This is a genomic window from Neolewinella xylanilytica (assembly GCF_002934605.1).
Taxonomy (GTDB): domain Bacteria; phylum Bacteroidota; class Bacteroidia; order Chitinophagales; family Saprospiraceae; genus Neolewinella; species Neolewinella xylanilytica.
The window spans coordinates 1,103,859-1,117,434 of sequence record NZ_PTJC01000005.1; the positions used below are offsets into that span (position 1 = coordinate 1,103,859).

At 62.4% G+C, this 13,576-nt stretch carries 16 protein-coding genes; 3 read left to right on the plus strand and 13 right to left on the minus strand.

Annotated features, from left to right (window positions below; genetic code table 11):
* Positions 1-5: 5 nt before the first annotated feature.
* The 12 genes from CLV84_RS04325 to CLV84_RS22055 all read right to left on the minus strand — a co-directional run bounded on the left by CLV84_RS04325 (position 6) and on the right by CLV84_RS22055 (position 9,623).
* Positions 6-419, minus strand: coding sequence for a GPW/gp25 family protein (locus CLV84_RS04325; RefSeq protein ID WP_104418498.1), 414 nt, complete (start codon positions 417-419; stop codon positions 6-8).
* 7 nt (positions 420-426) lie between these two features.
* On the minus strand, positions 427-723 hold the full coding sequence (locus tag CLV84_RS04330) for a PAAR domain-containing protein (RefSeq protein WP_104418499.1): 297 nt from the start codon (positions 721-723) through the stop codon (positions 427-429).
* Between the two features lie 2 nt (positions 724-725).
* Complete coding sequence (gene vgrG / locus CLV84_RS04335) at positions 726-2,447, minus strand: type VI secretion system tip protein VgrG (RefSeq protein WP_104418500.1); 1,722 nt, start codon at positions 2,445-2,447, stop codon at positions 726-728.
* Positions 2,444-3,139 (minus strand): CIS tube protein, encoded by a 696-nt coding sequence (locus tag CLV84_RS04340; protein ID WP_104418501.1) that lies wholly within the window; start codon positions 3,137-3,139, stop codon positions 2,444-2,446. Before CLV84_RS04340 ends, vgrG begins: the two co-directional genes overlap by 4 nt.
* A gap of 3 nt (positions 3,140-3,142) precedes the next feature.
* Complete coding sequence (locus tag CLV84_RS04345; RefSeq protein ID WP_104418502.1) at positions 3,143-3,322, minus strand: DUF5908 family protein; 180 nt, start codon at positions 3,320-3,322, stop codon at positions 3,143-3,145.
* A 9-nt stretch (positions 3,323-3,331) separates the two neighbouring features.
* Positions 3,332-3,766, minus strand: coding sequence for a phage tail protein (locus tag CLV84_RS04350; protein WP_104418503.1), 435 nt, complete (start codon positions 3,764-3,766; stop codon positions 3,332-3,334).
* Position 3,767: 1 nt separating this feature from the next.
* Positions 3,768-4,196, minus strand: a complete 429-nt coding sequence (locus tag CLV84_RS04355) for a phage tail protein (RefSeq protein WP_104418504.1) — start codon at positions 4,194-4,196, stop codon at positions 3,768-3,770.
* Positions 4,197-4,361: 165 nt separating this feature from the next.
* Positions 4,362-6,083: a phage tail sheath family protein gene (locus CLV84_RS04360; protein WP_104418505.1), complete on the minus strand. Its 1,722-nt coding sequence runs from the start codon at positions 6,081-6,083 to the stop codon at positions 4,362-4,364.
* Between the two features lie 12 nt (positions 6,084-6,095).
* A complete protein-coding gene (locus CLV84_RS04365) occupies positions 6,096-7,580 on the minus strand; it encodes a phage tail sheath family protein (RefSeq protein ID WP_104418506.1) in 1,485 nt (494 codons plus the stop codon).
* 5 nt (positions 7,581-7,585) lie between these two features.
* On the minus strand, positions 7,586-8,347 hold the full coding sequence (locus CLV84_RS04370) for a hypothetical protein (RefSeq protein WP_104418507.1): 762 nt from the start codon (positions 8,345-8,347) through the stop codon (positions 7,586-7,588).
* 2 nt (positions 8,348-8,349) lie between these two features.
* Positions 8,350-9,051, minus strand: a complete 702-nt coding sequence (locus tag CLV84_RS04375; RefSeq protein WP_104418508.1) for a DUF4255 domain-containing protein — start codon at positions 9,049-9,051, stop codon at positions 8,350-8,352.
* A gap of 17 nt (positions 9,052-9,068) precedes the next feature.
* Entirely contained in the window at positions 9,069-9,623 is a 555-nt protein-coding gene (locus tag CLV84_RS22055; protein WP_104418509.1) for a helix-turn-helix transcriptional regulator, read from the minus strand.
* A 373-nt stretch (positions 9,624-9,996) separates the two neighbouring features.
* Between CLV84_RS22055 and CLV84_RS04385 the strand changes: the two genes are divergently transcribed.
* A complete protein-coding gene (locus CLV84_RS04385) occupies positions 9,997-10,641 on the plus strand; it encodes a hypothetical protein (RefSeq protein WP_104418510.1) in 645 nt (214 codons plus the stop codon).
* Between the two features lie 6 nt (positions 10,642-10,647).
* Here CLV84_RS04385 and CLV84_RS04390 read toward each other — a convergent pair whose 3' ends face one another.
* Positions 10,648-11,676 carry a Gfo/Idh/MocA family protein gene (locus tag CLV84_RS04390; RefSeq protein ID WP_104418511.1) on the minus strand — a complete coding sequence of 343 codons (1,029 nt, stop codon included), beginning with the start codon at positions 11,674-11,676 and terminating at the stop codon, positions 10,648-10,650.
* A gap of 140 nt (positions 11,677-11,816) precedes the next feature.
* Between CLV84_RS04390 and CLV84_RS04395 the strand changes: the two genes are divergently transcribed.
* Both CLV84_RS04395 and CLV84_RS04400 read left to right on the plus strand, forming a co-directional pair.
* Positions 11,817-12,551, plus strand: coding sequence for a hypothetical protein (locus CLV84_RS04395; RefSeq protein WP_146088708.1), 735 nt, complete (start codon positions 11,817-11,819; stop codon positions 12,549-12,551).
* Positions 12,552-12,661: 110 nt separating this feature from the next.
* A complete protein-coding gene (locus CLV84_RS04400) occupies positions 12,662-13,576 on the plus strand; it encodes a sugar phosphate isomerase/epimerase family protein (RefSeq protein WP_104418513.1) in 915 nt (304 codons plus the stop codon).

The window sequence follows — 13,576 nt, forward strand, 5'->3', positions numbered from 1 at the left end:
TCGGGCTATATCTGGTCGATCAGGCTACCCTCTTCGAGGTAGAAGGGGTAGACGAAGTTGTAGCGGGTGTTGTTGGCGCGGATGCGGTAGTCGACCACGAGTTCCACCCGCCCGTCGCGGAGGAAGGAGGTGTCGAGGGACATTTTTTCCACCAGGATCCGCGGTTCGTACCGCAGCAGGGCCATCCGGATCCGGTCGAAGAACTCGGTTTGGGTGGTCGTATCCATCCCGGCGAAGAGCAGGTCGCGGAAGGCAGCTCCGTAGTCCGGCCGCATAGCCCGCTCCCCGGGCAGGGTACTCACCAGGATGCGCAGGCTCTCGGCGATGTCCGCCGGGCCGACGCTCATGTTCACCTCGCCCGTGGCGGGGGAGAATTCGGGCGGAAAGCTCCAGCCGATGCCTAGATAGTCCTGGTTCATGGTCGTGTCAGTTGATGAGTACGGTAGGGTAGCCCAGGGTGATGGTGCCCCCGTGGGCGGTGGTGTCGCCCTGGCGGGCGGCCGGTACGCCGCCGATCAGGACGGTTCCCGACCCCATGGCCACGGTATCGGGCGGGCCCACGCAAGTGCAGGTATCGCCCACGACGCTGGCCGGCATGCCGCCGATGAGCACGGTGGGTTGGCCGGGGCCAAGTACCGGTCCGCCCACGTGGGGTACCGGCGGGGTGCCCGGGGTGGACAGCGGGCAGGTATGGAGGTCTCCGATGCGGGCGGCGGGGGGCATGGTCAGTTGATTTGTACGAGGGATCCTTTGAGGGTGAGGGTGGCGCCGGCCTCGAATTTTCCGGTGGCGGAGCTTTTGATTTCTACCGAGGTGCCGTCCACCTTCACGCTGCCGGTGGCCTTCAGCGTAAGGTCGCTGGCGCTTTCGATGGTGATGCCCGAGGCGCTCAGCTCGATCTTGTTGCCGTTCTGGTCCTTGATCGCGATGGTGCCGTCCTTGCCCGTGAGTTGCAGGCTGTCGCCGGAGGGCGTTTCCAGCAGGGCGGATTCGTCCTCGTCGTCGAAGACGAGCCGCAGCCCGCCGCGGCTGACGTAGCCGGTTTCGTAGTTGTCCTCGGTGGGCGGGAAAGGGGCCGGGCGTCCGGAACTGTGCAGGCCGCCCAGGATGATGGGGTAGCGGGGGTCGCTATGGAGGAAGCCCACCACCACCTCATCCCCGACGGCCGGGCGGAAGGTCAGTCCGGCGCCGTTGCCCCCGAGGCCGGCGGCCAGTCGGGCCCAGTTGCCGGCGCCTTCGGGCGCGGTGGCCGGCAGGGAGATCAGGATGCGCGCTTCGCCGGCCGGATCGTCGTGCATCTGCACCACGGTGGCCACGTGCAGGCCGCTGGTGGCGGGCAGCAGCCCTGCGGCGGCCGGCGCGCTGACGTTGTAGCGTTCGGTGAAGCGTTCGGGCTGAATTCCGAGCTGGGCGGTCGTAGTCCACTTTCCCGCGCTGAGTTCCTGGCGGATGCCGCTGACGTAAGCTTTGCCGTTATAGACCGCGCCGAGTTTATCCAGCGTGACGGTGTCACCTACCCCCACATCCGATGTCCCCTGAAAGCGGACCGTTCCCCGCACCCGGCCCAGTTCGCTGAAGCGGGCGGTAGCGGCCGACCACCCGATGAGTTCCGCCGGTTCCAGTCCGCCGCCGTGTACTTGTTTGTAGGGTGCTTGTTGGTGGACTTCCGCCAGCTTTTCCGACCCATAATCGCCGGTGCCCGGAGCTACGGGCGGATTTGTTTCCACGACGGTTTCGTCCTCGGCGGCGCGCCAGGCGTGGCTTTCTACCTCCACATGCTGGTGGCGGGCATCGACTTCGGCGTCGAAGGCCATCAGGTTGGCGCCGTATTCCAGGGCCAGGGCCGGAGTGGGGGAGAGCTCCGGTACCTTGACGATGACTTCTCCGTCCAGTACGATCACGATCATGCCGTTGGCTTCGGCCCGGCTCACGATGAAGTCCCAGTCGGTACTCAGGTGCTGGGTGAGTTCCGGCACGATCTCGCCGGTATCCGCCACGTCGGCGGTCAGTCCCGCTGCGGCGATCAGGCTTTCCAGGGCGTCGGCGTCTTTCTGGTCGGTGAAGTACCGCGACTGCCGGTTGATCGTCATCCGGAAGGCGGCATCCTTACAGGTTACGGTCAGCAGACTGCGGTCGCCGCTGAGCCGGATGCGCTGGCCTACGATCACCCCTTTGAAAACGAGTTCGTTGGTGCCCTGGTAGCCCATGCTCAGCTCAATTTCCTTACCCGGATCGAACGACCCGCTCTCGCTGAGTTGGAAGGTTTGATCGGCCAGGCTGCCGTCCTGCAGGATGATGGTCGCGCTGGGGATGCGGTTCACTTCTCGGTCGACAATGACGCTCAGGACGGGCAATCCGGGCCCCAGGTCCTCCCCGTCGCTCAGGACGGTGAAGCTGACGGCGGTCGGCGGCGCAACGGTCGGGATGAGGCGGCTTTCGGCGGTCATGCGGTGGGGATTTTAATGGGCGGGAAGGCGAGTTCCTGACCGACTCGCAGGCTGCGGTAGGTATCGAGACCGTTGAAGGCCGCCACGGCCTGCACGTGGTCGAGATTGGTGTACACTTCCTGGCACAGGTTGGCCAGGGTGTCCCCATCCTTTACGACCCGCCGGTGGGTGAGGTCCGGCGAAAGCAGATTGTTGATCAGCTCGCCGATCGCATCCGAGAAACTTCCCTTGAAACTGACCTCCGCTACCGCCCGGGTGGGCCGCCCGTCGGGGGTGAAGAGCTTGAAATTGTAATTGAGCGCCGTCACCCGACCCTTAAAGAGCATGGTGCCCCAGATGAGGGTGAAGTGCCGCATATCGTGGGTGTCGGATTCGACGCCCAACAGGAATTTCTTGAAGAGCTCGGTCTCCGCTACTATGTCGGGGCGGGCAATGCCGTCCAGTATGCCGGTTGCATCGAAGATCAGTTCGCAGCTGAAGGTGCCCGGCGGGGTTTTCTTGTATTTAAGGGTGTTGGTGCTTTCGCTGCCATCTTCCGCCCGGACGGTTTCGTCGACCTCGTACTCGATGGCATGCTCCATGCCGTAGGATTCCGGGTTCACCAGCACCGGGAAGGCGGGCGGGATCGCCGGTTGCTTCCGGTCGGCATCCTTGAAGGCCAGAATCTTCATTTTTTCCAGGGGGCCGAGCATGGTCTAGCGTTCGTTTTTGCGGTTAAGGATTTCGAGGGTTTGCTCTACGGCTTCGCGTACCAGGGCGTCCTGTCCCTGTTGCTGGGCCTGGGCGCGCGCTTCTTTGCGCAGCCGCGTTACGGGCGGCTGTCGTTCCTCGTTGGTTTTGAGGGTGATGACCAGTTCCTTGATGACGATAGGCATGGGTGGTGCTTATAGCGGGTGAAAGGTGCGGTAGCCGAGCTCGAGGGTTTCGATGACCAGGCTGTTTTCTTCGGCATTGAAGTCGGAGTGGCTCCACTTCTTCGGCCACGCCCAGTCGACTTGCCAGCTCTGCAGCGGCTCGCCGTCCGGATCGAGGAGGTGAATGGTGACGTCGGTGGGGGCAAACTGCCGGTCGAAAAAGGCCGCCTTACACCAGTCGCTGAGCGCGGAACTGACTTCCATGGCCCGGGTAAGCACCAGGTTAGGGTACTGCGTCCGTACGGGCAGGACGTGTTCGAAGCGGTTCTCGCCACCCTCTACCACGGTTTCGGTAGTGTACTCCACGCTCAGCCCGCTGACGCTCTGGAAGCGAATGTCCTCGTCCCCCCGGTCGAAGCCGAAGTGAACGCTGAAGTGAAAGCCGAGGGCGCGGGGCGTAGCCATGTCAGACGAGTTGGGAAATGCCCTCGGTGGCCACCTCGATCGTTTCGATGGCGATTTCGTTGGCGTCGGCCTTCATCTCCGAGGGGGTGTACTTGACCACGAAGCAATTCATGGCCCGCCAGGTCATCACCGGTTCCAGCTCGTCATTCAGCAGCTTGATGGTGAGATCCCTGCGCTCCGTCGCATTGAACTGGTGGCTGTTGAACCACTTGTAGAAATCCGCGTCCGGCGCGATCGTACCCCGCTTGAGGGTGATGTTGGCGTAGGTCAGCATGCCGGGCATTTTCTGCTTGGAGGCCACGGGGCTGGAACCCTCCCGGTACTCGATGACCTCGGTGCTGGATTCCAGGCCGGTCACCTCGGTGAAGCCGACGCGTTCGCCGCCCCACTCCAGGAGGAAGCTGAACTTTAGTAAGGGTAGGTTTGCCATTTTTTAGTCTGTTAGTCTGTTAGTCTGTTAGTCGCTCCCTTTGGTCGCGGGTAGTGGGTAGTCTTTTAGTCGGGTAGTCTTTTGTTGCGGGGTGCAGTATGTGACGAGCGAAGCGAGCATCCCCGGAAATTCAGTCCTTCACTCCTTCAGTCCTTCACTCCCTGCTCAGGATTGCGCCTGTTGCTGGCTAAAGCGGAGGACGATGAACTCGGCCGGGCGAACCGGGGCCAGGGAAATGTCCACGATCATCCGGCCGGCGAGGACGTCCTGGGCGGTCATGGTTTGTCCGAGGCCGATGGCTACGCGGTAGGCTTCTTCCGCTTTGGCGCCCTGTAGCGCACCGGCCCGCCACTGCAGGTTGAGGAAGTTCTCGATCATGCCGCGGACCCGTAGCCAGGTGTTGGCGTCGTTGGGTTCGAAGACGAAGGACTCGGTGGCTTTCTTGATGCTTTCCTCCAGGAAGATGAGCAGTCGCCGCACGTTGATGTATTTGTATTCGCCGTCGTTACCGGCCAGGGTGCGGGCGCCGAAGATCAGCGTGCCCCGGCCCGGAAAGGCGCGGATGGCGTTGATGCTCTTGCCGGTGGTGTGTACGTTGAGGTTCCCCAACTGCGTTTGGGTGTACCGCGTATCGGGGCCGAGCACGCCGATGACGCTCTCGTTGGCGGGTGCCTTCCACACGCCCCTTGCCTCGTCCACCCTGGCGTAGACGCCGGCGACCGCACCGCTCGGCGGTTGGTAGGTGATGTCGTTCTCAATGCCGTTCGCCACGGTGCCGTATACCGGGAAGATCCGCCGCAGGTTGGCGTCCGGATCGAAGGCGGCGGTGAGGGCCGCGTCGTAGGCGGCGAAGGCGTCGGCCAGATCCGACAGCGTATTGGGGTCGGTATTGTCGTAGGCGGCGATGGCGGCATCTAGATTGGTGCGGGCGTCCGTCACCGCGTCCGGGAGGGGGTTAGCGGGTGGACTGGCTTCAACCGCGTCCAGCGCGGTGGTGAGTGCACTCGCATCGGCCGGAGCATTGAGTTGAATATCGGCGTGGGCCGCCTTGGCGCGTCCGATCCGCATGAACGACAGGATATCCGTGTCGTCGTTGTGTAGTTGGGTGTGATCGAAGCCGGTTAGCGAAGACCCATCCGCAAAATTCAGGGTCATGTTTTCCAAAATGGGATAGTCCACGGGGTGGTACAGCTTGGTCTTTAACCAGGGCGTGTAGACCGCGCCGTAGCTTAGGCTATTTACGCCAATTGAATCCCGGAAGTCTTGTCCGGGGGACTTGGCGGGATCGGGAGCAACCGGGGGTCTCGAAATGGTATCTTCCCGGATCAGGTCGCAGATAGTGAACCGATCCTGCAGATCGCCGCACTGCAGGAGGGCCGCTTTCTGCACGTCGGTGAGTGCCGTAGCATCGGTGGCCGCCATATCGGGGAAAAGCAGAAGGGTAGGCTCGTCTACTTTGGCGATGGCTTCGAGCGCCCGACCGGGACCGGTAAAATCGGTGTCGGTGATCTCGGCATCATTGGAACCGTCGAAGGAATAGGCACCCGTGGACACCACGTAGCAATCTCCCCCGCCATTGGCGTAAAACAGCCGGATCGCGTCGTAGAGGTAGTAGCGGACCCGCAAGTCGGACCGAATGAAATTCATCGCCGCGTCCAGCTCCACCTCCGTAACCGCTACGGGCGGACCGAAGCCGAAGATGGCCTCGTACTCGATCTGGCTGGAAATGCGGACGGGTTGGTCCACCAGGCTTTCCCCCGCGGCGGTTTCGGTCAGCTGGGTGTACCCCAGAAAGGCGGGAATGGCCGTTTCCACGGCGGCCACCGAGGGCGGGAGGGTGGTGATTTCCTGGACGTAGACGCCCGGTACTTTTAGATTGGCTAACATAAAAGGGGCGATTTAGCTGGTGGGTAGATGTTGCATAAAGCGGAGGACGATGAATTCAGCGGGGCGGACCGGTGCAACCTGGATCACCACGATCATGCGGCCGTCGATCACGTCCTGGGGCGTCATGGTCTTGCCCAGCCCGACGGCCACCCGGAAGGCGTGCTCCTGCTTCGCCCCCTGGAGGGCACCGTCGCGCCATAGGAGGGTGAGGAAGTTTTCGATCATCGCCTGCACCCGCACCCAGGTGTTCGCGTCGTTGGGCTCGAAGACGAACTGGGCGGTGGCTTTCTGGATGGATTCTTCCAGCATGTTCATCAACCGGCGGACGGAGACGTAGCGGTACTCGTTGTCGTTGCCGGCCAGGGTGCGGGCGCCGTAGACAAGGATGCCCTTGCCGGTGAAGCGCCGGATCGCGTTGATCGATTTGCCGCTGATGGTGTCCACGTTCAGATCCCCGAGTTCGGTTTGGGTGAAAACCCGGGTCAGGCCATCCGCGCCCGCCACGCTCACGTTCGCCGGTGCCTTCCACACCCCGCGGGTACGGTCGACGAAAGCGTAAAGGCCGGCTACCGCGCCACTCGGGGGAACGGGAACCCGGGTGTCGTTGAGCCCCCTCAGGATGCTGCGGTAGGTGGCCGATTGTTGGTGTAGGGCCGTTTCTTCCCGTTCGATTTCCGCCGGCTCGGTAGCCGCCGCGGCGGTTGCGAAAAGCCCTTGTTCGTCCGGAAGGAGGGCGTCTTCCAGGGTTTGGGCCGGGTTACCTACGCCGACCGAGAAGACGGCACCGGCCGCATCCAGCACCCGGGCGTTGTAGGGTTTGGAGAGCGAGGTGATCAGCCAGGGTGTATAGGCCGCGCCGTAGCTCAGTCCCACGGTGCCGGTATTGTCCCGAAACTCCTCCCCGTCCAGTTGGTCGGCGGGCAGGTCCAGTACGGCTACGCGATCCATGCGGGACTGGCAGTGCTGCAGGGCGAAGTCATGCAGGCCGTACACTTCGTGCGGACTTCCTCCCAGCGACACGGCATCGGGGAAGAGCAGGATGGTAGGATCATCCCAGGTTTCCAGGGCTTCGATGCCCGCCGTAAACTCCGCCTCGTCGGCGGTGGTGGCGTCGTTCAGCAGCCCGCCGATTGACACGATGAAGCAATCCCCGCCGCCATTCGCGTAGAAGAGCTGTACGGCGGGGTAGAGGTAAAATTCCTGGGTCAGGGTGGCCCGTACGAACTGCCGGTTCTCGTCCAGCACCACCGAATCGACGGTAGCGGGCAATCCCCGCCCAAACAACTCCTCGAATTCCAGCAGCGAACCGATCCGGATAACCTGCACCGGCCGTTCTTCCTCCGGGGTGTTGGCCGGGGAGCCCAGTTCAAGCGGCCGCTCCGGTCGTTTAACCGTGTAGCCGATGAAGGCGGGCAGGGCGGTCTCTACCGGGGCCACCGAGGGGGGGAAGGTCGATATTTCTTCGACGAAGACGCCGGGGACTTTATAGGTTGCCATGGATGTCAGGGATTGGAGGAGGTAAAGTGAAAATCGAGGGCGAAGCCCGCCCATCCGGCCAGCTGCAGTTCGATTACGCCGAGCAGATCGGGTATACTCCCGAAGCCTACGGCCAGGTTCTGATTGGTGATGTTGGCACCCGTGAAGCGATAGCGCCCCGCCGGACGGTCCCGGAGATCGAGTTGGTATTCCGGCGTCGTGGCTTCTCCCCCGGAGACGGCGAAGGTTTCCAGGATCGGGTTATTGAAAAGGAAGGGATCGCGTAAGTCCACCGTGCTATCCGTGCCAGGAGTAGTCTGAGCGAGCCGCACCACCGCCGGGCTGCTATCCAGGTAGGGTAGATTGCCGCCGGTCAGCACGTAGCCGGACACGGGGGGCTGATTGGCATTCGTGACATAGAAAAGCTTCCGCTCCAGCGTTGCGACGCCAAAATTGGTCTTTTTGGCAAAGCCCGGGTCCAGCAGGAACACCCCAAGCTGCAGGCGCACGGAAGGGTCGGTGGTCGAAAAAGAATCCTGCGCCAGCAGCCAGCCGCCCTGGGTGGACCGCTTCCACTGCAGGCCGTAGCGATCCAGCGTGGCCTGTCCGGCCTCGGTCGGCCGCAGGTCCAGTAGCGGCCGCAGATCGTACCGCAGGTAATCGCGTTGCTCGGCGACCGACAGCGCCCCGGGGTCCGCTACGGGCACCTGTCCCGCGACGCTACCGAGGTAGTCGGGGTGCCAGCAGCGCAGCGTAAGCAGCTTGGTGTATGTGATGCGGAAAGCCATGGTCAGCGGAGGGATTCGTTGAGGACGATTTCCGTGATCGGCGGGCCGGTAACGGCGTTCTCCGGCAGGAGCTCTACGTTAGCCGTCTGAATCAGGTAGAGAACGGACGGAATTTGCTTGCCCCCCAGCATCCCCCAGAGGTGATTTTGCTCCTCGAAGGAGGGCGAGAGCAGGCTGAATTTCAGTATCTGGTCGCCGTAGGTGCCGCCGCCGGGCCAGGCTACCGTCCCGTCGTCGGTGAGTTTATTGCGGTGCTGGAAGATGGCGATGACGTGGGAAAGCAGGGTCATCGCGTTGAGGTAGTTGCTGTGGTTGGCCGTGATGAGCACGTAGAGGTTCAGGCCCACCGGTGGGTTCCGGTAGAGGATGCCGTTGCTATCGTCCGTAGCCAGGGGGTTGACGCGGTAGTTGCGCTGATTTTTGCGGCTGGGATCCTCTTCGGTCCGCACCAGGGTGAGCACGATGGAATCGGTGAGGGTAATATTTTGCTCGCCGTCGCCGATCCCTTCCAGCTCCGGCCGGCCGATATTGCCGACTACGGTGCGGTTGAGGGGGGTGGTCTGGATGGTTCCCAACTGCGTTTGCAGGTAGCCGCGAACGGTCATCAGTAAGTCGGAAACGCGGTCTTGGACGATAGGCATGATGTCGGCGCTGTAGGGGTAAAGTTGCGGGACGGCGGCGGGCGGCGCGTCCCGGTTTTCCATGATATTTCGGTCAAGGATCAGATCGCGCAAAGCTCCCGGCGCATCGCTTCGCGCACGATGCCGGCCGTATTCCGTACCCCCAGTTTCTGCAGAATGTGCGCGCGGTGGGTTTCGACCGTGCAGCGGCTGATGAAGAGCTTGGCCGCGATCTCGTCGGTGGTGTATTCCAGTACGATCAGGCGGAGTACCTGTCGCTCCCGCTTGGTGAGCGGCTCCACTAGCGGGCGCAGGAGCAAGGATTCCGTCTGTAGGTCGGGGTCGATATACCGTCGTCCTTTTCCGACGGTAACCACGGCCGTCCGCAGCTTTTCCGGCGTCGCATCGCGTAGCAGGTAGCCATGCAGCCCGCCGTCCATCAGTCGGCTAACCAGGGCGGGATGAACGGCCCCGCCAATCAGGAGGCGACGACGATTCCGGCAGGAGCGATCGCAGAGTTCGACCAATTCCTTTTCGGTCGGTCGGTCGCCGGCAACCAGCAGCTGCAGGGCGCTGGTCTCCCCGGCAAGCAGGTCGAGCAAGCCCGAGTGAAAAATTGGAGACGCCCCGGTGATCAGTAGCGTTGATGGGTGCATAGTGAATGGTTTATCCAGTCCACGGGCCGGCCAGACCGAAACCGTGGATTCAGGGTGAGTAAAAGCAAAATGCGTTGGGGCTACCTCAATATAGCACGTTGGAACGTGTATATACAGGCGCGGTGGATTCCGGTGGCGGTGATTTATGGATCGGCGCGGCGCGGCGTTACGAAATGTTAAGAAAATATGTTGCCCCAGGCCGGGCCGAACGGCAAAGGCCGCGAGAAACCTGGGGCCGCCGGCGAGCAACCGGGGTGGGGGGGTGGCATGGGGGCACGGGCTATTTGCCGGGGGCGTTGATTATACGGAGCACCCCGTCTTTTGGCCGTGGGTGTACTTCCCCGTTTTCCCAAGTTGTCTGAATCGTCTCGCTATGACTGAAAAATTCCTCCGCGCGCCCCACTGGAAGCTATTCGTTTACTCCTTTGGCGTCCCCTTCCTGTTGCAATTGCTGGGCACTGCCGTGTCGCTGTCCAACCTCGTCACCCTCGAAGGCCCCGGCTCCGTTCCCGCCTGGCCGTACTATCTCTCCTCGGCCGGTTCGCTCGCGATCGGCGGGGTACTGTACGGTTGGATGTGGGCGGTCGGCTACGGACTCCAGCAACGCATGCCGCGCGAATTCCGCCGCCCCACGATCGGGTTCGGGGCGGTATTGGCTACCCTGGCGACGCTTTGTTTGGGGAGTCTGTTCTACAGTGGTGACGTGTTGCTGCTTATGGACGAGTCCAACGTATTCACGCTACTCTTCTGGACGGTCCTGCCCCTCCTCATCGTCTGGATGATCGCCCACCTCTACTGCGCTACCTACCTGGCCGACCTGGTCATTTTCGCGGAGGAGGAGCGGGAGCCCACAACCCACGAACTGATGCAACTAGCCCTGCTCATCTGGGCCTTTCCGATTGGCGTCTGGATCGTGCAGCCCCGGATCAACCGCCTGGCGCGGCGCGCAAGGCAGGGGAATTTGGGCGCGGACGCAGGTGCGGAGGTTGTTTACGGAGATCAAAGCCAGGTGGCATAGGCCCGTTTACAACACCGGCACCCGCTCGATAATTTCCAGCTGTAATACGACGTCGTCCAGCGGTACGGCCGGCGCGGCACCCCGGGTGATGACCTGGTGCATATTGTCGAAAAGCCCCATCCAGTGGCCGGCGTGGGTTTGTACCGGTCCGCGGACGGTGAGACCGTTGACCTCGGTGTGCAGCAACCCATGCTGCTCGGCGGGCTCTTCCCCGAAGCGGTCGTGACCGGGTGGGATACCGGCCTTGAGCTGGTCTTCCTGGACGTCGATCCCGTACTTGACGAAGCTGCCCCGTTTACCGTGGAGGGTATAGCGGGGCGTGGGTTCCCGTACCAGGAGGCTGCAGGAAAGGTGGACGCGCATCGGGCCGGCATAAGTGAGCTGTATATCGAAGGCGTCCGGAATACTGGAATGTTCCCGCTGGGTCCAGGTGGCGCCGCTGACGTCGTCGGGCCGGCCGAAGAGCACGATCGCCTGGTCGATGATGTGGGCCCCGAGGTCGTAGAGCATGCCGGCCGCGGCACCCGGCTTTTCCTTCCAGGGTTTGGCGTTGGGTTCGGGTTTCCAGCGGTCGTAGCGGGCTTCGTAATTGACCAGTTCTCCCAGCGCTCCGCCGCCGATCACCTGACGTACGGTCAGAAAGTCGCTGTCCCAGCGGCGATTCTGGAATACGAACAGGTGAAGGTCCCTGCTAGCGGCCAGGTCGCGCAGTTCCCGTAGCTGGGCGGCGGTGGCGCAGGCCGGTTTGTCGACGAGCACGTGCTTGCCGGCTTCCAGGGCGGCCCGGGCGATTTCGTAGTGGGTGGCGTTCGGCGTGGCGATGCTGACCAGGTCGATGGAGGCATCGGCTAGCACCGTGTCCGCATCCGGGGTAGGCTCCAGGCCCGGAAATTCTTCGGCTAGCTGCTCGGCGCGGCTGGTGACCACCCGCTTGACGGTGAAGCCGGGGTGGGCGCGGTAGAAGGGAGCCTGCAGGTAGCGGCCGGAGAGGCCGAAGCCGATGAGGCCTACGTTGAGTTGAGCGGAAGTGGACATGGGGCTGAATATACGGTCGTCCGGCGTGGATCGTCGTGCGGAGGCATCCATCCCCTAAACCGCCGGCCCGGTTCGAGCGTGCGCACCGTGTTGACGGCAGTATCGCGGCCGGAGTACCCGCCGGTACCTTACATTGCTCCATGCCGTGGTTGTCCCTGCTCTCCATCCTTTTCCTGCTTGCCGTCCACCTTTCGGTCGGCTATTTGCGACTGTCCCGCATCCCCCGAAGCCGGTGGTTGTCGTTGGCGGGTGGCATATCGGTGACCTACATTTTCCTCCACGTGCTGCCCGAGTTCGCGGTGTATCAGGACGTGCTGGCGGAGAGTACCCGGCTCAAGTGGATGGCCGACCTGGAGCACCATATCTACAGTTTCGCCCTGCTGGGGCTGGTCGCCTTCTACGCCATGGAGCGGGCGGCCAAGCGGGCCCGGGACACCCACCGCGATCCGGAAGGCGACCACGACCGGCACGGCGTTCGCATTTTTTGGGTCCACATCGCTTCCTTTGTCCTCTACAACGGCATCATCGGCTACCTGATCGTTTGGCGGGAAGACCAGACTACGCTGGGCTTGCTCTATTACGTCGTCGCGATGGCGTTCCACTTCATCGTAACCGACTACGCCCTGTACGACCATTACCAGGAATTGTACCGGACCAGGGGGCGGTGGCTGGTGGTCACGGCCCTCGTAGTGGGATGGGTGTTGGGCCTGGTGGTGGAGATTCCGGAAGTATTCATCGGCATGATCTTCTCCTTCCTGGCCGGGGGGGTGATCATGAACGTCCTGAAGGAAGAACTACCCGGGGAGCGGCAGAGCAACATTCGGGCCTTCGTGGTGGGAGTGATAGCCTATGCGCTGTTGCTATTGGCTACCTGATTGCGGCTTCGAGTGCATTGTCGACGTTCAGGCGCCATTTGGCTCCCGCGCTCCGGCGCGATAGATATAAGAAAATTCCTACATTCAGCCCATAAACAGCTTTATCGATCATGACCGACCGTAGAAAATTCCTCCGCCAATCCGCCAAGTACGGTGCCGCTTCCCTCCTGTTGCCCGCCTGGGCCTGCGGCTCGGGTGGTGAAAGCCCGGAAGCCGGCGCCGAGACAACCCAAACGGAAGCGGAAACCGCCGGTGGAACCCTCGATGCTTTCGGTATCCAGCTGTACACCGTGCGCGACGTCCTGCCCCAGGACCCGAAGGGAACGCTGCGCAAGCTGGCCGACTACGGCTACAAGCAAGTCGAAGGATACGAAGGCGCCCAGGGCATGTTCTGGGGCATGGAGCACACCGAATTCAAGGACTACCTCGACGAGCTGGGACTCACCATGGTGTCCAGCCACTGCAACATCGACGAAAACTTCGAGGAAAAAGCCCGGCAGGCCGCCGAGATCGGCATGGAGTACCTGATCTGCCCCCACATCGGAGCCCAGGACAGCAAGGAAGCCTGGCAGGCCGTGGTCGACAAGTTCAACCAGCGCGGACAAACCTGCGCCGACAACGGGATCCGCTTCGCCTACCACAACCACGGCTACAGCTTCGAGAACGTCTACGGTATCGTTCCCCAGGATTTCATGATGGAAAACACCAACGATAGCGTCGACTACGAGATGGACATTTACTGGGTAGTGACCGCCGGGGCCGACCCCATCGCGTACCTGAACAAGTACCCCGATAAGTGGAAGCTCTGCCACGTGAAGGACCGGATGACCGATGCCGCCGCGGACGAGGCGGATGCCTCCACCGACCTGGGCACGGGGTCGATCGATTACGGCGAGATTCTGGCCGTCGCCCAGGATCACGGCATGGAATACTACATCGTCGAACAGGAGCGCTACGACAACTCCACCCCGATGGAAAGCGCCGAGGTTGACGCCCGCTATCTGCAACAACTTCGCTTCGGATAG